Here is a 19351-nt window from a genome sequence, read left to right on the forward strand (position 1 = left end):
TCAGGAAATAACGCGCGGCGGGAAATGGTCGGGCGTTGCCACCCCTTCTTTCTGGATGGCGGCTTTCAACATTCCGTTCAAATGCAGCGCGACATGGTGAGAGGTGTCCGTCAGCAGGTAGACGTGATGCTCGGCGAGGTCGGGCAAGCCCATGCCCTCCACGTAAGTGAGCGATGGGTCGGCGTTATCCAGCCCTTCGACGATGCCAACGGCCAGGCCACTCCTCATGCAGGCCAGCACGGCATGCCAGTTGGCGCTTTCCAGCAGGATGCGGTACGCGATGCCTTGAGCTTTCAGTGCCTGCAAGGCCGCCTCTCTGTACGGGCAGCCTTTCAACTGCAGAGCCAGTGGCAAGGGGCGGCTGGCATCATGATTGAACCCCGGGGCGGCGGCCCAGCGAGGCTGAGTCGATCGTATCCATTCACCTTGCTGCCAGTCTTCACTGCTGACCGCCACTGCCAGGTCCAGCCGCTGTCGGGCAAACAGGTCGATGAGCTCGGCGCTGGACCGTGCCACGGCCTCCAGTTCCAGTTTCGGGTTACTGGCAACAAACACCGGCAAGAAGTCGCTCATGAGGTTGGCGGCATAGCCGTCGGGCACACCCAGGCGCACTTTTCCGGTGATCTGCTGCGGTGACAGCGTAGCCAGCAACCTGTCATGCGCCATCAGAAAACGTGTTGCCTCGCCCAGCAAGTGCCGGCCTGCCGGGGTCAGCTCCACCGATTGGTTGCTGCGGGCAAACAGTTGTTGCCCGACCTTTTCTTCCAGCTTCTGGATTTGTGTGGTTACCGCCGAAGGGCTGCGGTGGACGTAGTCGGCTGCATCCTTGAAGCGGCCCAGCCGCGCTACTGCCTGGAAGGTTCTCAGTACGTTGATGTCGAGGCCTTTGCCCATTGCGCCACCTGATTTAGCCGGATCGAACCAGCGCTTCGATTTATTCAACTGTACAGGCTTTATACCCCCTCTTACTGTGAGGTCAAAGCACGCCTACCTCCCGAAAATGCAATGGAATGATACGGATGAGCCTGAACGACTTCGTTGTAGATGCACTTGTGCATACCCCTTCGTACCAGAACGCTCGGCTATGGACGGTCGAGAACCACGAGAAGTACTCGACCCTGTCTCAGCCTGAGCTTGGGCCGCAAAGCGATCATCGTTTTAACCACGAGATATTTCTGCTGATGCGGGCCTTGAATGAACAGGGTGTGGGGCAGGAGGGGCTGTGTGCCGACGCACAAGGGCAGGGGGCGCTCAAAAGCGTCATTAGCAATGTTGCCGACCGCCTGGCAGCACTTGGCAATGGGCGCAGGGTGCACTATGTCGAGTTGGGCCCTGAGCCGATCAAGAGCGCTTGCCTGCTGAAGCGAATGGCCGAGACTTCCAGCTCCATTCGCTACACCGCCATCGATATCAACCAGACTTCGGAGCCCGCGATGAGTGATGCGGTGCGGCCGATAGTGCAAGGCGACGGGAGCTTCAACTACATCGCCGCCGACTACCGCACGGTCACCCATGACGATTTACGTCACGATCAGGAGCTTACCCTGATCACCCTGCTGGGCTTTCAGGAGGGTAACGAGTTGCCGGTGAGCACGGGAAGGCTGATCCGTAGTCTTGCAGGTGAAACGACCTACATTCTTTCGGAAATGCAGGTGTACGAGGAAGGGTTGGAACAGCCCATCCTTGGGTTCTACGCCAACCCCAACATGCTGCAGTTCTCCCGAATGGTTGCGCTTCAACAAGGCTTCACACCGTCGGGGCCGCATGAAGCCATGCTCGTGCCGTTGCGAATTCTGGGTGAGTCGATCCATGTGGCTGTGACCCTGCAGCCTGTTCAGCGCCTACATCAACATGGGTATCTGCTGACCAATATCTGCCTCAAGTACACGCCCGAACAGTTCCGTCGCATCAGGGCACAGCACTGCAACTGCAGCGTGATGGACGAATTCGCCAGTGGCGACGGCTCGGTGCGCTATCAAATCGCGAAGTACCTCCAGTAGCGGCTTACAGGGACAGACTCATCATGAACCACTCAGACACCTTACCTTTGTTCGAGCGCGGCGTTGGCCGTGTGAAGCTGGCGCTCAAGTCAACGCTGAAGCGCGCGCCGCGACCTTCGTCGATATGCCTCGGCGAGGAGGTTGCCTGGCGGGACGATCTGCTCTGGCCCCAAGGCGCCACCATCGCCGATACCCGAACACTGGGAGAGCTGGGCTATACCCGCAGCCCGCACGCCAAAATTTCGGTCGATACCATCACTGGGGTAGCGGTTGTCCATCGGCTGTTCACACCTGAAGGTGTTGCGGCCTTGCAAGGCATCTGCACACGCCTGGAGGAAGCCGCTGGCGACAGTGAATGGATCATTTCCCGGCGCACGCGAGGGGTTACCGCGCTGTCGTCGTTCATCAACGACATGATGTGCAGTCGCGCATTCCTGTTGGCCGTGTCGCGCATTGCGGGCGTGCCGCTGGTGCCTTACCCCATGCTCAACGCCCGCTCGCAGATCAACTATTTCTATCCCAAGCCCGCGGAGCAACAGCAGCAACTGGGCATGTGGCACACGGACGGCACCAATTATGTGCTCAACATCGTGCTGTCGGGGCCTTCCGATTACAGCGGCGGCGAGTTCCTGTTCCACAACGGTACAGTCGATACCTTTGATGCCCTGGATTACCGCACCTTCGAAACTGCACGCCTGGACGCGCCTGGTGATGCCTTGTTCATCTACGGCAGCCGATTGTTTCACGGTGTTCGCCCGGTACTCAGCGGGCGACGCATGTCACTGGTGTTGTCGTTCCATTGTCCCTGGTTCAGTGACGACTCCAACCGTTTCTGGCACCTGGCTTCTGACGACGGCATTCCCGCGACCCTGCCGAATTGGCTGGGGTTACGCTGGGCACTGCACCGGCCGGCTGCCCGGCACTATGCGCGTATCGGCATTGAGCCGATTACGTTCGAGGAATTGCATCCCATAGGGGCGTGAGTATGCCAAGCAGTGTGCTCTACCTGATCCTGCTGCAAGCCATTTTTGTCCTGTCCTGGAGTTCGGGCTTCATTGGCGCCCGGCTGGGTACAGAGGACGCGGGTGCGATCAGCCTGCTCTTCTGGCGCTTTCTGCTGGTCAGCATCTGCCTGTTGCCCATTGTCGCGCATCGACTGGGGGCATTGTCGTGGGCACAAATACGCTACAACGCCGTGATCGGCTTTTTGGCCCAGTTCGCCTACCTGGTGAGTGTTTACATCGCTATTCGAGGTGGGCTACCGGCCGGGATCGCTGCCATTATTTGCGCCCTGCAGCCACTGATAACGGCATCGATGAGCCGCAAGGACCAGCATGAGCGCAGCGGCCGGCAGGAGTGGCTGGGGCTTGGGGTCGGGTTCGCGGGCGTAAGTGTGGTCGTGCTGGGAGAGTACAGCCTGTCCACGACCCGGCTTGAGCTTTGGCTATACGCTCTGCCGCTGATCGCCGCCGTCACGTTGTCCATTGCCACCCTTTATCAGCGGCGGCAATCGGTACTGGCGACCGACTACAGCAAGGACGGCTTGTTGATGCCGCTGTTTTTGCAGTCAACCACGACGTTGGTACTGCTGGCAGCCACAGGCTTGCCGCTGGGCCTGATCGAGGTGCCTGCCAGCACGCAAGTCTGGGCGGCTGTTGCATGGCTGACCTTGTTCTCGACGTTCATCGCCTACTTGAGCCTGTGGATACTGCTCACAAAACTGTCGGCGACTCGCGTTTCGGCACTGGTCTATCTGGAGCCGCCAGTGACGTTGCTATGGGCAGCACTGATGTTCGGGGACGCGATCCACTGGACAACCTATGCAGGCGTCGCAGTGGTCGCTGCGGGAATCGCCATTGCGCGTAGCCCGCGCAGGGTGACTTCGCCTGCACATGCAGTGGAGAGATAGGCACCGTGCATGAAGGCGCGCAATGCGCTCCTAGAACCAGGCGTCTTGCATCGCGAGGCAGGTGGCGTCGCGTGCCTCGAGCAATGCCAGCTCATGATGGCAGCCCGGTACTTCCCAGGTCAGGAAATAACGCGCCGCTTGCAGCTTGCCGAGGTAAAAGTCGCGGTCGCTGGCGTTGCCCTTGAGCAGGCCAAGCTCGGCGTGAATGGCCTGTTCCAGCCAACGCCAGCCAATCACGCAGTGGCCGAACGCCTTGAGGTACAGGGCCGAGTTGGCCAAGGCACCAGCAACTTTGCCCTGAGCCAGGTCGCTGAGCAGGGCAAGGGTCACGCTTTGCAGTCGGTTGACCAATTGCTCCAGCGGCTGGCGTAGCGGGTCGAGGTTCGGGTGATGGCTGGCGCGCTCGGCCGTATCGGCGATCAGGCGGATCAGTTGCTTGAGGCCGGCGCCATTGTTCTGCGCCAGCTTGCGGCCGAGCAGGTCGAGCGACTGGATGCCTTCGGTGCCTTCGTGGATCGGGTTCAGGCGGTTGTCGCGGTAGTACTGTTCTACCGGGTATTCGCGGGTATAGCCGTGGCCGCCGAGAATCTGGATGGCCAGTTCGTTGGCCTTGAGGCAGAAGGCCGAGGGCCAGGATTTGACGATAGGGGTCAGCAGGTCGAGTAGCTCCTGAGCCTGCTTGCGAGTGCTTTCTTCGTTGGCGGTCTGGGTGTCGTCGAACAGGCGAGCGGCGTACAGGCCCAGGTCGAAGGCGCCTTCGACGTAGGCCTTCTGCGCCAGCAGCATGCGTTTCACATCACTGTGTTCGATGATCGGCACCGCCGGGCTGTGCGGGTCTTTGTTATCCGGCAGCCGACCCTGCGGCCGCTGGCGGGCGTACTCCAGCGAGTACAGGTAACCGGCGTAACCGAGCATCACCGCGCCCATGCCGACGCCGATGCGTGCCTCGTTCATCATCTGGAACATGCAGGCCAGGCCTTGGTGCGGTTGGCCGATCAGGTAGCCGACGCACTCGCCGTTGTCACCGAAGTTCAGCGCGGTAGAGGTGGTGCCGCGCCAGCCCATCTTGTGGAACAACCCGGCCAGCAGCACATCATTGCGTGGGCCACGGCTGCCGTTCTGGTTCACCAGGTATTTCGGCACGATGAACAGCGAGATGCCTTTCACCCCAGGCGGGGCGTCCGGCAGTTTGGCCAGCACCATGTGCACGATGTTGTCGGACAGTTCGTGATCGCCGCCGGAGATGAAGATCTTGTTGCCCTTGAGCCGGTAGCTGCCGTCGCCGGCAGGTTCGGCGCGGGTGCGGATGTCGGCCAGCGATGAGCCGGCGTGGGGCTCGGTCAGCGCCATGGTGCCGAAATAGCGGCCCTCGATCATCGGCTGCAGGAACAGGCGCTTTTGCTCGTCGTTGCCAAAACTCTCGATCAGGTTGGCTGCGCCCATGGTCAGGAACGGGTAGGCCGTAGTGCCGGCGTTGGCGGCCTGGAAGTGGGCGAAGCAGGCCTGCGAGACCAGGCTGGGCAACTGCATGCCGCCGGCTTCGAAATCGCGGTTGGCGTTGAGGAAGCCGGCTTCGAGGAAGGCATCGACCGCGGGTTTCACCTCCGGGATCAGTTCGGCCCGGCCGTCCACATAGCGCGGCTCGTTTTCATCAGCCTTGCGGTTGTGCGGGGCGAAGAACTTTTCGGCGATGGTGCGTGCAGTGGTCAGCGCGGCGTCGAAGGTTTCGCGGTTGTGCTCGGCGAAGCGCGGGCGCTGAGTGAGGGCTTCGGCGTCGAGGACTTCATAGAGTTCGAAGGCGAGGTTGCGGCGGCTGAGCAGGGTCTCGGGCATGGTGGCGGTCCTGAGGCGGGATGCTGCGAGTGTAGGGGCGAGGTCGGGGTGGGGACAGGTTAATAGGTTTGGGTGATATGGGTTTAGAAAGGGTTTGGGGCATTTAGGCACTTGTCTTTTGTTTTTTGGCGCCTGCGCGATCGAGCGCCGCCCGCGCGGCGCATCGCGAGCTGCGCTCGCTCCTACGTTGGTTTCGGGCCAGTCATGCCTGTGCCAGAGGCGCGCGACCGCTTGGTTTGTACGACGCGATATCGTGTCATGCACCAAAGCGTTCGCGCGCAAATCCCGCAGGAATAATTGGCCCGAAACAAACGTAGGAGCGAGCGCAGCTCGCGATGCGCCGCGCGGGCGGCGCTCGGTATCATAGGTGCTGAACATCTCAAGCCATGCGCCCATAAAAAAGGAGAGCCGAAGCTCTCCTTTCATATCAACAACCCTCAGCCAATGGTCATCAAGCTGGCATTACCGCCCGCAGCAGCAGTGTTGACACTCACTGCCCGCTCGATCACCAAGCGCTCCAGCGCAATCTGGTGATCCCCGCTGGACAGCCCGTGCACACCCACGATCGCCCCGGCGCGTTTGGCCACCTGCTGGCAAACGCCGCGCAGTTGGTCCGAGTCGCCATGGTGGATCACGGCGTCGAACGCCACCTCATCCTTGTTCCAGTCCGAAACCAGCTTCACCTTGGCCTGCAGCTCGCGTGGCAGGCGCTGGCGCAGCGCCTTGCCAGGTTCGCCGTCAGCCCATACCGCCGAGCTGCCCACCGCCAGCACGGCCGCGAACTGGGCCAGCAGGTCGGCCTCGTTGTCGGCCAGGCACAGCACGTGCTCGCGCGGCAGGATGGTATAGCTGTTGCGCTCGCCGGTCGGGCCTGGCAGCAGGCGGGCGATGCCGCTCTGCGACTGGCTGGCGAACTGGCTGCACAGCGCGGCCAGGTCAGCCAGCTGGTTGTTTTCTGCCCAGGCCTTCAGGCCGTGCAGCGGCTTGATCAGCTGATCGTGCAGGGTGCGGTCCGGCTTGCCTTCGCCATCCTGATGCTGGAAGTGGCGGCCAATCGCGTCGGCCGGGCGGGTCGACAGCAGGCGGTACAAGTACAGCGGGCCACCGGCTTTCGGGCCGGTACCAGACAGGCCTTCACCACCGAATGGCTGCACACCTACTACCGCACCGACGATGTTGCGGTTGACGTACATGTTGCCGGCGTTGGCGGTTTCCACAACTTTGGCGATGGTCTCGTCGATACGGGTGTGTACGCCGAGGGTCAGGCCGTAACCGGAGTTGTTGATCTGCTCGATCAGCTGGTCCAGGTTGCGACGGTTGTAGCGCACCACGTGCAGCACCGGGCCGAAGATTTCGCGCTTCAGCTCGTCGAAGCTTTCCAGCTCGATCAGGGTTGGCATCACGAAGGTGCCGCGCTTGATCTCGGCTGCATCGGCGATTGCCACTTGATAGACCGAGCGGCCTTTCTCGCGCATGCCCTGGATGTGCTTCTCGATGCCGGCCTTGGCTTCGGCGTCGATCACCGGGCCAATGTCCACGGCCAGGCGGTCCGGGCAGCCCAGGCGGCTTTCGGCCATGGCGCCCTTGAGCATTTCGATCACGCGGTCGGCGGAGTCTTCCTGCAGGCACAGCACGCGCAGGGCCGAGCAACGCTGGCCGGCACTGTCGAAGGCCGAGGACACCACGTCGATCACCACCTGCTCGGTCAGTGCCGAGGAGTCGACGATCATGGCGTTCTGGCCACCGGTTTCGGCGATCAGCGGGATCGGTCGGCCCTGGTTGTCCAGGCGGCCAGCGACGTTACGTTGCAGTAGGCGGGCCACTTCGGTGGAGCCCGTGAACATCACACCTTTGACGCGCTCATCACCCACCAGGCCGGCACCAACGGTTTCGCCGCGGCCTGGCAGCAGTTGCAGCACGCCTTCAGGGATGCCGGCTTCCAGCAGCAGGCGCACGGCCTGGGCGGCGATCAGCGGGGTTTGCTCGGCTGGCTTGGCCAGTACCGGGTTACCGGCGGCCAGGGCAGCGGCTACCTGGCCGGTGAAGATTGCCAGCGGGAAGTTCCACGGGCTGATGCACACCACCGGGCCCAGCGGGCGGTGGGCGTCGTTGCTGAAGTCGTTGCGGGCCTGTACCGCGTAGTAACGCAGGAAGTCCACGGCTTCACGCACTTCGGCGATGGCGTTGGCGAAGGTTTTACCCGCTTCGCGGATGAGCAGGCCCATCAGCGGCTGGATTTCGGCCTCCATCAGGTCGGCGGTGCGCTCAAGAATGGCGGCGCGCTCGGCGGGCGGGGTAGCCTGCCAGATCGGTGCAGCATTCAGCGCGCACTGGATGGCGTTGTCGACATCGGCGACGGTAGCTTCCTGTACATGGCCTACCACGTCGCGGTGGTCTGCCGGGTTCAGTACCGGCGCGGCGGCACCTTGGCTGGCCGCGCAGGCCAACAGCGGGGAGGCTTTCCAGTCATTGTGAGCGGTGGCCAGCATGGCGCAGGACAGCGATGCCAGGCGGTGTTCGTTGGCCATGTCGATACCGGCCGAGTTGGCGCGCTCGCTGCCATACAGTTCACGCGGCAGCGGGATGCGCGGGTGCGGCAGGCCGATGCTGCCTTCCTGGGTGCCCATGCGCTCGATGCTGGCGACCGGGTCGGCAACCAGTTCCTGAATGGAAATCGAGTGGTCGGCGATGCGGTTGACGAACGAGGTGTTGGCGCCGTTTTCCAGCAGGCGGCGTACCAGGTAGGCCAGCAGTGTTTCGTGGGTGCCGACCGGTGCATACACGCGGCACGGGCGGTTCAGCTTGCCGTCGGCAACCTTGCCGACCACTTGCTCGTACAGTGGCTCGCCCATGCCGTGCAGGCACTGGAACTCGTACTGGCCCGGGTAATAGTTCTGCCCGGCAATGTGGTAAATGGCCGACAGGGTGTGGGCGTTGTGGGTGGCGAACTGCGGGTAGATGGCTTCTGGCACGGCCAGCAGCTTGCGGGCGCAGGCCACGTAGGACACGTCGGTGTACACCTTGCGGGTGTAGACCGGGTAGCCTTCCAGGCCTTCGACCTGGGCGCGCTTGATCTCGCTGTCCCAGTAGGCGCCTTTTACCAGGCGGATCATCAGGCGGTGGCGGCTGCGCTTGGCCAGGTCGATGACGTAGTCGATCACGTACGGGCAGCGTTTCTGGTAGGCCTGGATAACAAAGCCGATACCGTTCCAGCCGGCCAGCGACGGTTCGAAGCACAGGCGCTCGAGCAGGTCGAGCGACAGTTCCAGGCGGTCGGCCTCCTCGGCGTCGATGTTCAGGCCGATGTCGTACTGCTTGGCCAGCTGGGTCAGCGACAGCAGGCGCGGGTACAGCTCTTCCATCACGCGCTCGTACTGGGCGCGGCTGTAGCGCGGGTGCAGCGCCGACAGCTTGATGGAGATGCCCGGGCCTTCATAGATGCCGCGGCCATGGGAGGCCTTGCCGATCGAGTGGATGGCCTGCTCGTAGGACGCCAGGTACTTCTGTGCGTCGTGCTCGGTCAGTGCCGCTTCGCCGAGCATGTCGTAGGAATAGCGGAAACCTTTGGCTTCGAAGCGGCTGGCGTTGGCCAGGGCTTCGGCAATGGTTTCACCGGTCACGAACTGCTCGCCCATCAGGCGCATGGCCATGTCGACGCCCTTGCGGATCATCGGCTCGCCGCTTTTACCAATAATTCGGGTGAGCGAGGAGGTCAGGCCGGATTCGTTGTGGGTGCTGACCAGCTTGCCGGTCAGCAGCAGGCCCCAGGTGGCGGCGTTGACGAACAGCGATGGGCTGTTGCCCAGGTGCGGCTGCCAGTTGCCGGTGCTGATCTTGTCGCGGATCAGCGCGTCGCGGGTGCCCTTGTCGGGGATGCGCAGCAAGGCTTCGGCCAGGCACATCAGCGCCACGCCTTCCTGGGACGACAGCGAGAATTCCTGCAGCAGGCCCTGGACGATGCCGGCACGGCCACCAGCGCTCTTCTGGTTGCGCAGTTTTTCGGCGATGCCGGCGGCCAGCTTGTTGGTTGCCTCTGCCAGCGGGGCGCTCAGGCGCGCCTGCTCCAGCAGCATTGGCACCACTTCCTGCTCGGGGCGGCGGTAGGCGGCAGTGATTGCCGAACGCAGCACGGACTGCGGCAGGATGCTCTCGGCGAATTCCAGGAAGCACTGGTGGCTGTGGTCAGCCTGGACTTCGCCGGCGTCGTCGGCCAGGTTGCTGACATGACCGTTGAGTTCGGTCAGGGTGGCACCACCCTCGAGCTTCTCCAGGTAATTGAAGATCGCTTGCTTGATCAACCAGTGCGGCGTGCGGTCAATGGACTGCGCAGCTGCTTTGAGTCGCTCACGGGTCGGGTCGTCGAGTTTGACCCCAAGGGTGGTAGTCGCCATTTCTTATCCTCGTTATTGCCACGGTTGTGGCCTAAGCTGGCGTCAAGAGTATCTGTAGGACAATTCGGGTGCAACCAGGTGCAACCCGAATTTTTTGTGTAAAAGGTGCAACTCGTCTGACAGTCATTTCCACACGATGGAAAGGGTCGTTTTCGGTGCTTTTTATTCTGAAAAAACGGCTTGATGCGCCAAAAAGGAGCAAGAAAGCAGCTTTATCGGAAAATGCACCGGCAGGTGCAACTTGCAAATGAAAAAGGGTTGCACCCGCTTTGCGTTGTTGCATAGCATTCGCCGCCTGGGTGCAACCGCCATGGCTGCGGTTGCGCATGAGATAAAAACAAACGCCAGGGCACACGTATGGGCAACCCACTAACGATCACCTTCGTGATCTACATCGCGGCAATGGTGCTGATCGGCTTCGCTGCCTATCGCTCCACCAACAACCTTTCCGACTATATCCTCGGCGGTCGTAGCCTGGGCAGCGTGGTGACCGCGCTTTCCGCTGGCGCTTCCGACATGAGCGGCTGGCTGCTCATGGGCCTGCCGGGCGCCATCTACTTCTCCGGTCTTTCCGAGGCCTGGATCGCCATCGGTCTCACCGTCGGTGCCTATCTGAACTGGCTGTTCGTCGCCGGCCGCCTGCGCGTGCAGACCGAGCACAACGGTGATGCACTGACCCTGCCGGATTACTTCTCCAGTCGCTTCGAAGACAACAGCGGCCTGTTGCGGATCATCTCGGCCATCGTCATCCTGGTGTTCTTCACCATCTATTGCGCCTCTGGCATCGTTGCCGGTGCCCGCCTGTTCGAAAGCACCTTCGGCATGTCGTATGAAACTGCCCTGTGGGCGGGGGCTGCGGCCACGATTGCCTACACCTTCGTGGGTGGCTTCCTGGCAGTGAGCTGGACCGACACCGTGCAAGCGTCGCTGATGATCTTCGCGCTCATCCTCACCCCGGTGATCGTGCTGATCTCGACCGGTGGCTTCGACACCACCTTCGCCGCCATCGACGCGGTGAACCCGGCCAACTTCGACATGCTCAAGGGCGCGACCTTCGTCGGTATCATCTCGTTGATGGGCTGGGGTCTGGGCTATTTCGGCCAGCCGCACATCCTGGCGCGCTTCATGGCTGCCGACTCGGTGAAGTCGATTGCCAACGCTCGCCGTATCTCCATGACCTGGATGATCCTGTGCCTGGCCGGTACCTGTGCCGTGGGCTTCTTCGGTATCGCCTACTTCTCGGCGCACCCTGACCTGGCGGGTCCGGTCACTGAAAACCGCGAGCGTGTGTTCATCGAGCTGGCCAAGATCCTATTCAACCCATGGATTGCCGGTGTGCTGCTGTCGGCCATTCTGGCGGCTGTAATGAGCACCCTGAGCTGCCAGCTGCTGGTGTGCTCCAGTGCCCTGACCGAAGACTTCTACAAAGCCTTCCTGCGTAAGAACGCCTCGCAGGGTGAGCTGGTGTGGGTTGGCCGCCTGATGGTGCTGGCCGTTGCGCTGATCGCCATCGCCATGGCCGCAAACCCGGAAAACCGCGTGCTGGGCCTGGTGGCCTACGCCTGGGCTGGCTTCGGTGCGGCCTTCGGCCCGGTAGTGCTTATTTCGGTACTGTGGAAAGGCATGACCCGTAACGGCGCGCTGGCCGGTATCGTGGTGGGCGCGCTGACCGTGATCCTGTGGAAGAACTTCGACACCCTCGGGCTGTACGAAATCATCCCGGGCTTCCTGTTCGCCAGCATCGCCATTGTGCTGGTGAGCAAGCTGGGCAGCCCGTCGCAGTCGATGGTCAAGCGCTTCGAAACCGCTGATGCGGCTTATCACGCTGACAAGTAATACCCGTTGAATCGGCGGCGCCTGCTTCGCGGGCGCCACCGATCAGCAGCAAGGCCTGACTCCGCCTGCAAGGCAAGGTAAACTTGCCACCCCCGCAGGAGTTGCCATGAACTATCGTCACGCCTTCCACGCCGGCAACCACGCCGACGTCCTCAAACACATCGTGCTGACCCGCCTCATCGCCCTGATGTCGCGCAAGGAGCAGCCGTTCGCCTACATCGATACCCACGCAGGGCTTGGTCTGTACGACCTGCAAGGCGACCAGGCAACCCGTACCGGCGAGTATCTGGAAGGCGTTGCCCGCTTGTGGAATCGTGACGACCTGCCAGCGATGGCTGCCGATTACCTGCGCGTCATCAAGCGCCTGAACGCCGACGGCGAGCTGCGTTACTACCCCGGTTCGCCCGAGCTGGCCCGTCGCCTGATGCGCCAGCAGGACCGTGCCCTGCTCAACGAGAAGCACCCCGAAGACGGGCCGCTGCTCAAGGAGAACATGAAAAAAGACCCGCGCGTGGTCGTGCATCTGGGTGAAGGCTGGCATGTGCCGCGGGCCTTGCTGCCGGTGCAGGAAAAGCGCGCGATCATGCTGATCGACCCGCCGTTCGAGCAGGCCGATGAGCTCAAGCGCTGCACCAATGCCATGAAAGAGGCGATTGGCCGCATGCGCCAGACTGTTGCGGCCATCTGGTACCCGATCAAGGACCAGCGCTCGCTGACTCGCTACTACCAGGACCTGACCAGCACCGGTGCGCCGAAACTGCTGCGGGTCGAGCTGTATGTGCATCATCAGGACAGCCCGCAGGGGCTCAATGGCTCTGGCCTGGCCATTGCCAATCCACCGTGGGGGCTGGAAGAAGAGCTCAAGGAGCTGCTGCCTTGGCTGGCCAAGGAGTTGGCGCAGACCGATGGCAGCTACCGTATGGACTGGTTGATCGCCGAGTAAGCAGCTGTCTCCTATCCCTTGTGGGAGCAGGCTTGTCCCGCGAAGCAGGCGACGCGGTGTATGGCACCGGCTTTGCCGGTGTTCGCGGGGCAAGCCAGCTCCCACAACGACCGCGCAGTTCCTGATCTTTGCGTTATAATCCCGCCCTTTAGCCGCCACCCGCCCAAGAGGCCGCTGGCGCATTTTTACCGAATGAAGAGGCTAATCCCTTGGCATTGACGATCCTTGGCCTGTCCGGCGCCCTTAGCCATGACCCTTCCGCGGCCCTGTACATTGACGGCAAGCTGATTGCCGCCGCCGAAGAAGAGCGCTTCGTGCGTGACAAGCATGCGAAGAACCGCATGCCCTACGAGTCGGCGAAGTTCTGCCTGGAACAGGCAGGCATCAAGCCGTCCGACGTCGACGTGGTAGCCATCCCGTTCGCCCCGATCAGCCTGTTCGGCAAGGCGCGCTGGCACTATGCCAAGCGCTACTGGTACGCCCCGGATCGTGCCCTCGACGCCATCCTGATGGGCAACCGTCGCTACAAGCGCTACCGCAAGAAGATCGTCTGGTGCCTGGAGCAGCTGGGCTTCGACCCGAAAAAGGTCAAGATCGAGCCGGTCGAGCACCACCTGGCTCATGCCTCCAGTGCCTACCACTGCTCGGGCTTCAAGGAAAAAACCGCCATCCTCGGCATCGACGGTAAAGGCGAATACGCCACCACCTTCTTTGGCTACGGCGAAAACGGCAAGATCCACAAGATCAAGGAGTTCTTCGACCCGGACTCCCTGGGTGGCCTGTACGGCGCGATTACCGAGTTCCTCGGCTTCGAAATGCTCGACGGCGAGTTCAAGGTCATGGGCATGGCGCCGTATGGCGATGCCAGCAAGTACGACTTCTCGCGCCTGGCCAGCTTCGAAAACGGCGAACTGGTGATCAACACCGAGTATGCCAACGTTATCGGCCTGCGCCGCTATAAAGAGAAGGGCAAGGGCTTCTACTTCTCGCCGAAGCTGATCGAATGGCTGGGCCCCAAGCGCGAAGGCGACATCGCCGACGAGCCGTACATTCATTACGCGGCCAGCATGCAGGCGCTGTTCGAGAAACTGGCGCTGCAGATGATCGACCACTACCTGGGCGACACCCTGCGTGAAACCGGCAAGCTGGCCTTCGCCGGCGGCTGCGCGCTGAACGTGAAACTGAACCAGAAGATCATCGCCCGTCCGGACGTGAAAGAGCTGTTCGTCCAGCCGGCTTCCGGCGACGCCGGTACTGCCGTCGGCGCCGCAGCCTATGTTTCCCATGCCCGTGGCGTACCGGTCGAGAAGATGGAACACGTCTACCTCGGCCCGTCGTACTCCAACGAAGACGTGATCGCGGCCTGCGCCCGTCACCCGAACCAGCCGAAGTGGCGCAAGCTGGAGAACATGCCCCAGCAGATCGCCCAGATCATGGTCGACGGCAACCCGGTGGCCTGGTTCCAGGGCCGCATGGAGTTTGGCCCGCGCGCCCTCGGTGGTCGTTCTATCATCGGCTGCCCGAGCGTTGAGGGCGTGGCTGACCGCATCAATCACCAGATCAAGTTCCGCGAACGCTGGAGACCTTTCTGCCCGTCGATGCTCGACACCGTTGCCCCGCAGATGATCAAGGTCGACCACCCGGCGCCATTCATGACCTTCACCTTCGAAGTGGCTGAAGAGTGGAAAACCCGCGTCCCGGAAGTGGTCCACGAGGACGGTACTTCGCGTGCACAGGTGCTCAAGCGTGAGTACAACCCACGCTACTACGACATGATGAAGGCGCTGGAAGACCTGACCGGCAACGGCGTGTCGCTGAACACCTCGCTGAACCGCCGTGGTGAGCCGATGATCTGCTCGCCGACCGATGCCCTGAACATGTTCTTCGGCTCGGACCTGCAGTACCTGATCATGGAAGACATCCTGGTCGTGAAGGACGGCGCTGCCGCCTATGACCAGCCGCTCTGAACCGCGCATCCTGCAGTTCTGCCATGGCTATGACGGGCCTTTCCTGGATTGCGCCCGTCAGTACGCCAGCCTGTTCCAGGGCCGTGGCTACCAGGTCACCACGGTGTTCCTTACCGGCGCTGCCGACCCGCAGGTAGCGGCGGGCTGCGCGTCGGACGAGGTGCTGTTCCTGGCGTTCAGCTCCAAGGCCGTGCGTGGCCTGAAGCTCGGCGCCATCCGTGCCTTGCGGCGGATCGCGGCCGAGCGCAATTTCGCGTTCTGCATTGCTCACCGCTTCAAGCCGATCTACGTGGCCCTGCTGGGCACCGGCCTGCCGGTGATTGGCGTGCATCATGCCTTTGGCGACTACGAGCGCAAAGGCCGCCGTTTGTTCGCCAACCTGTTCAGCAAGCGCCTGAGCTTGCTGGGCGTGTCGGACGCCGTGCGTGACGATATGCGCCGCTGCCTGCCGCAGTGGCCGGCCGAACGCATCCAGACCCTGTACAACCGCATCGATATCGACGCCCTGCAAGCGGCACTGGTGCCGCGCGCCGAAGCACGCCAGGCCTTGGGCCTGGATGCACAGGCATGGATCGTCGGCAATGTCGGGCGCCTGCACCCCGACAAAGACCAGGCAACCCTGTTGCGTGGTTTTGCTCAGGCGTTGCCAGGGCTGCCAGCGGGCGCCCGTCTGGCGATTCTCGGCAAGGGCCGGCTGGAGGCCAAGCTCAAGGCTCAGGCCGCCGAGCTGGGCATTGCCGGGCAAGTGGACTTCCTGGGCCAGGTGCCGGATGCACGGCGCTATTTCCAGGCGTTCGACGTGTTTGCCCTGAGCTCTGACCATGAGCCGTTCGGCATGGTCCTGCTCGAAGCCATGGTCGCCGGTGTGCCGGTGCTCGCCACGGCATGCGGCGGGGCTCGCGAAGTGGTCGAGGGTGTGGGGGTGCTGTTCCCGCTGGGCGATGCTGCACAGTTGGCGCAGGGGCTGAAGCATCTGGCCGTGCTGGACGGCGAGCAGCGCCAGGCCTGTGCCGAGCACATGCTGCAGCGTCTGCGTGAACGCTTCTCCGACCACGCGGTGCGTGAGGCCTTCTGGCAGCTGCCGCAAGTGCGTGCGCTGGTGGAGCAGGCCTGATGCTCAATCGAATCCAGGCCTTCCGCGAACGCGGTTGGCAAGTTATAGATGCCAAGGCCTATGCCGAGGCATGGGCGCGCTTTGGTGGCAGTGTTGCCACTCATCCGCTGGTGGTCGAACAGCTGGCAGACCTGGCACAGATCCCGGTGCGATACCTGGGCTGGCATCAGGCGGGTGAGCTGAAGGCCGCCATCCCGACCTGGGGGCGTCACCTGGCGCTGTCCAAGGATGTGCTCAAGCGTGCTGGCAAGAAAGCCCTGTTCGATCTGGGCAATGCCGAAATCATCCTGCCGGCGGCAGCCGATGCCGCTGCACCGCTGCGCCATGCCGCGCGCTACCTGTCCGATCTGAACCAGGGCCGCTTCAGCGGCCTCAAGGCGCAGAAGGAACAGCTGGCCATGGCCCGCGCCCCTGAAGACCTGTCGAAAAAATTCCGCTACAACCAGCGCCGCGAACTGCGCCTGCTGGAAGAAGCAGGTGGCCTGGTACGCCCGATCAGCGACTTCAGTGCGCAGGAAATCGCCAGCATGTACTGCGACCTGTTCCAGCGCCGCTGGGGCTTCCCGGCCACCGGTGCCGAGCACATGGCCCAGGTGCTGGAGCGCCTGCAAGCGCTGCTGATCGGCTCGGTACTGCTGCTGGATGGCAAGCCGATTGCCATTCAGCTGGTGTACCGCGTCGAAGCGCCGGAATGGATCAGCGTCGAGTACATCAATGGCGGCGTAGACCCTGAAACCAAGGCTTTCAGTCCGGGTAGCGTGCTGAGCTTCCTCAATACCCAGGCCGCCTGGGAAGACGCCCGTACGCGCAACAAGCCACTGCGGTTCTCGTTCGGCCGTGCCGACCGCGAGTACAAGGACCGCTGGTGCAACCCTGTGCCGGTGTACCAGGCGTGAGCCGCAAGCAGCAGTTGCTCAAGCGCCACCGGCGCAACAAGCGCCTGGGCTTGCTGACGAGCCTGGTTGCGTTGGTCGCCTTGGGGTTTTTCAGCTGGTGGTGGCTGCCGTTGCTGCTGTTGCCGCTGGTCTGGGCGGCTCACGAAGCCTGGTTTGCCGACCATCTGTTCTACGCCCCGGGCGAGGATTACGCCTACGACTTCGGTGAACAGGCGCGGGAAGTGCCTGCCAGCCTGCGCGATGGCCGGCTCCAGGCCGATTGCGTGCTGCAGGGTGACGAAACCCTCATGCTTGAGCTGCAGGTAAAAAGCTCCTGGCTGGGGCGGTTTCTCGACCCTCGGGTAGAGCTGGATGCTGCTGAGCAGGCTGACCGGCAAACGTTCGAGCGTGGTGTTGATGGCGTACGTTTTCTCAACCTGACCGGCCTGGCCGTGCCCTTGCAAGCGGGTACCTTGCGCCTGCGCGGTCGTCATTGCCGGCTGCAAGGCCAGCCGCGCCTGTGGATAACCCCCGCTGTCGAGCTGCAACGTCGCCGGGTGATGGTGATCGCGCCGCACGCCGATGACGCCGAGCTGGCTGCATATGGCCTCTACAGCCAAGCCGACGAAACCTGGGTGGTCACCCTGACAGCTGGCGAGATCGAAGCCGAACACTACCAGCAGATGGGCCTGCCAAAAGCCGAGGCCGCCCGCCTGAAGGGCCGCTTGCGTGCCTGGGACAGCATCGCCGTGCCGCGCTGGGCTGGTGTGCCGGAGTCACGTTGTGTGCAGTTGGGTTACTTCTGCCTGCAACTGCCTGCCATGCAGGCCGCGCCCGATCAGCCGGCTGCTTCCCGTGAAGCTGACCTGGCCGATATCCGCGTGTTCCGCCAGTTCAACCCGTTCCCGCTACCGGCCGACCGCGATGGCGCGCCAACCTGGCACAACCTGCTGGCCGACCTGCGGGCCTTGCTGGAAATGGCCAAGCCGGAAGTGTTGGTGATGCCGCACCCGCAACTCGACCCGCACCCCGATCACATCTGCGCCCAGGCGGCCGTGCTGGAGGCCCTGCAAGGCCTGGCCTGGCAGCCGCAGACCTTGTTGTGCTACGCCAATCACCTGCACGACAACGACCGCTGGCCGATGGGCGACAGTGGCGACGGCGTGGCCTTGCCGCCGCAGTTGAGCGCAGCCCAGGCCTGGGCACCCTGCAGCCTGGTGCTGGACCTGGCCACGCAGCGCGACAAGGCCATGGCCCTGGGCATGATGCACGACTTGCAGCCGCCGGCGCCCTTCAAGCGTCGCTTGCGCCGCCTGCTGCAGCGCTGGCTGGCCGGGCGGCGGCGCTCGCCTTACGGGGAGAACGAGTTCTTCCGCAAGGCCGTGCGCAGGCACGAACTGTTCTGGCGGCGTGAGCTGTAAGCACGCCCCATGGTTGACCGCGATGGCGCAGAGCGCCCAAGGAACGTTATGAAAGTCCTATTTCTGGTACAGAAGGAACAGCGGGCGATTCTCGACCGCCTGTACGACGGCGTCGCGGCCAACTGCGAGTGCGACCTGCGCTGGCTGAGCAGCGATGACCAGCGCAACCTGCGCCGCTACTTCAAGCGTGAAGTGCAGGTCGAGCGCTATGACCGCATTGTGTTCTTCCTGCGCTTCAAGCAGGAGATTCGCCAGGTGGCCTTCATCCGCACCGTGCCGAACCTGGTCATCCTGGAGCACGACGCCTACCAGAACTACATCCCGTGCAAGTACACCGGCAAGTTCAGCGCCCATTACCGGCAGCTGCCATGGGCGCGGGTCATCAGCTCGGGCTACATGGTCAGCGAACGCCTGCGCCAGGAAGGCTTCGATGCGGTATTCGTGCCCAAGGGCTATGACGAGCAACTGCTGGCCGACCAAGGGCGTGAGCGCGATATCGAACTGGCCTTCGTCGGCAGTGTCAACAGCGTGGCCTACAGCGGCCGCAAGGCGCTGCTGGACGAATTGGGGCAGGTCGAGAACCTGCTGGTTACCCGTACCAAGTCGGGCGAAGACTACTGCAACACGCTCAACCGTATCCGGTTCTTCGTCAGTGCCGACGTTGGCATGGGCGAATACATGATCAAGAATTTCGAAGCCATGGCCTGTGGCTGCGTATTGCTGGCATACGACCAGGGCGAGGAAGAGAACCGCGCGCTGGGCCTGCAGGACATGCACAACGTGGTGTTCTATGACAACATCCCGACCCTTCAGGAAAAGCTCCGCCGTTTGCGGGCAGACCCTGAACTGGCCCGGCAGATTGCAGAAAATGGCCGCCATCTGGCGGTTTCCCGTTTCAGTTTCGCCGCAGTTGGCCGTAGCATCGTCGACCACATGCGCCCGGCGCTGAGGCCCCATCCGCCCTTGTCTGCATGGCAGCGGTTGCGCCTGAAGCTGGGCATCTAAATAAGAGCTTTCACGCCCAGGAGCGGGTTGTTGAAGGCCGTTTGTCGCAATGCGGAG

14 protein-coding genes are annotated in these 19351 nt (G+C 62.7%); 10 read left to right on the forward strand and 4 right to left on the reverse strand.

The genetic code is table 11. The annotated features are described in order from the left end of the window. Positions 1-894: a LysR family transcriptional regulator gene (locus B9A31_RS02935; RefSeq protein WP_016712371.1), complete on the reverse strand. Its 894-nt coding sequence runs from the start codon at positions 892-894 to the stop codon at positions 1-3. Positions 895-1019: 125 nt separating this feature from the next. On the opposite strand from B9A31_RS02935, the gene B9A31_RS02940 reads away from it, so the two are divergent. Genes B9A31_RS02940 through B9A31_RS02950 form a run of 3 tightly spaced genes read left to right on the forward strand, consistent with a single transcriptional unit; the run spans position 1020 to position 3909 of the window. Further along, a complete protein-coding gene (locus B9A31_RS02940) occupies positions 1020-2000 on the forward strand; it encodes a hypothetical protein (RefSeq protein ID WP_016712370.1) in 981 nt (326 codons plus the stop codon). A gap of 23 nt (positions 2001-2023) precedes the next feature. Continuing rightward, positions 2024-2983 (forward strand): 2OG-Fe(II) oxygenase, encoded by a 960-nt coding sequence (locus B9A31_RS02945; RefSeq protein ID WP_016712369.1) that lies wholly within the window; start codon positions 2024-2026, stop codon positions 2981-2983. 2 nt (positions 2984-2985) lie between these two features. Next, entirely contained in the window at positions 2986-3909 is a 924-nt protein-coding gene (locus B9A31_RS02950) for a DMT family transporter (protein WP_084296643.1), read from the forward strand. A gap of 30 nt (positions 3910-3939) precedes the next feature. On the opposite strand, the gene B9A31_RS02955 is transcribed toward B9A31_RS02950, so the two are convergent. From B9A31_RS02955 to B9A31_RS26905, 3 genes are all read right to left on the reverse strand, one after another. Next, entirely contained in the window at positions 3940-5742 is a 1803-nt protein-coding gene (locus B9A31_RS02955; protein WP_084296644.1) for an acyl-CoA dehydrogenase, read from the reverse strand. A gap of 437 nt (positions 5743-6179) precedes the next feature. After that, positions 6180-10133 (reverse strand): trifunctional transcriptional regulator/proline dehydrogenase/L-glutamate gamma-semialdehyde dehydrogenase, encoded by a 3954-nt coding sequence (putA, locus tag B9A31_RS02960; RefSeq protein ID WP_027610042.1) that lies wholly within the window; start codon positions 10131-10133, stop codon positions 6180-6182. 31 nt (positions 10134-10164) lie between these two features. After that, positions 10165-10416, reverse strand: coding sequence for a hypothetical protein (locus B9A31_RS26905; protein ID WP_141099571.1), 252 nt, complete (start codon positions 10414-10416; stop codon positions 10165-10167). A gap of 74 nt (positions 10417-10490) precedes the next feature. Between B9A31_RS26905 and putP the strand changes: the two genes are divergently transcribed. The 7 genes from putP (at position 10491) to B9A31_RS02995 (ending at position 19294) form a co-directional block, all read left to right on the forward strand. Further along, positions 10491-11969 (forward strand): sodium/proline symporter PutP, encoded by a 1479-nt coding sequence (putP, locus tag B9A31_RS02965; RefSeq protein WP_019097676.1) that lies wholly within the window; start codon positions 10491-10493, stop codon positions 11967-11969. A gap of 106 nt (positions 11970-12075) precedes the next feature. Further along, positions 12076-12912: a 23S rRNA (adenine(2030)-N(6))-methyltransferase RlmJ gene (locus B9A31_RS02970; RefSeq protein ID WP_016712364.1), complete on the forward strand. Its 837-nt coding sequence runs from the start codon at positions 12076-12078 to the stop codon at positions 12910-12912. Between the two features lie 209 nt (positions 12913-13121). Further along, a complete protein-coding gene (locus tag B9A31_RS02975) occupies positions 13122-14879 on the forward strand; it encodes a carbamoyltransferase family protein (protein WP_016712363.1) in 1758 nt (585 codons plus the stop codon). Continuing rightward, the gene (locus B9A31_RS02980; protein ID WP_019097677.1) at positions 14863-15993 is read left to right on the forward strand and encodes a glycosyltransferase; all 1131 of its coding nucleotides are present in this window, start codon (positions 14863-14865) and stop codon (positions 15991-15993) included. The genes B9A31_RS02975 and B9A31_RS02980 overlap by 17 nt, the downstream gene beginning before the upstream one ends. Next, positions 15993-16889, forward strand: coding sequence for an antimicrobial resistance protein Mig-14 (locus B9A31_RS02985; RefSeq protein WP_019097678.1), 897 nt, complete (start codon positions 15993-15995; stop codon positions 16887-16889). The genes B9A31_RS02980 and B9A31_RS02985 overlap by 1 nt, the downstream gene beginning before the upstream one ends. After that, positions 16886-18289, forward strand: coding sequence for a PIG-L deacetylase family protein (locus tag B9A31_RS02990; RefSeq protein WP_084296645.1), 1404 nt, complete (start codon positions 16886-16888; stop codon positions 18287-18289). The genes B9A31_RS02985 and B9A31_RS02990 overlap by 4 nt, the downstream gene beginning before the upstream one ends. A 48-nt stretch (positions 18290-18337) precedes the next feature. Next, a complete protein-coding gene (locus tag B9A31_RS02995; RefSeq protein WP_019097680.1) occupies positions 18338-19294 on the forward strand; it encodes a glycosyltransferase family protein in 957 nt (318 codons plus the stop codon). Positions 19295-19351: the final 57 nt, after the last annotated feature.

This window comes from Pseudomonas sp. URIL14HWK12:I5 (assembly GCF_900176445.1).
Classification (GTDB): domain Bacteria; phylum Pseudomonadota; class Gammaproteobacteria; order Pseudomonadales; family Pseudomonadaceae; genus Aquipseudomonas; species Aquipseudomonas monteilii.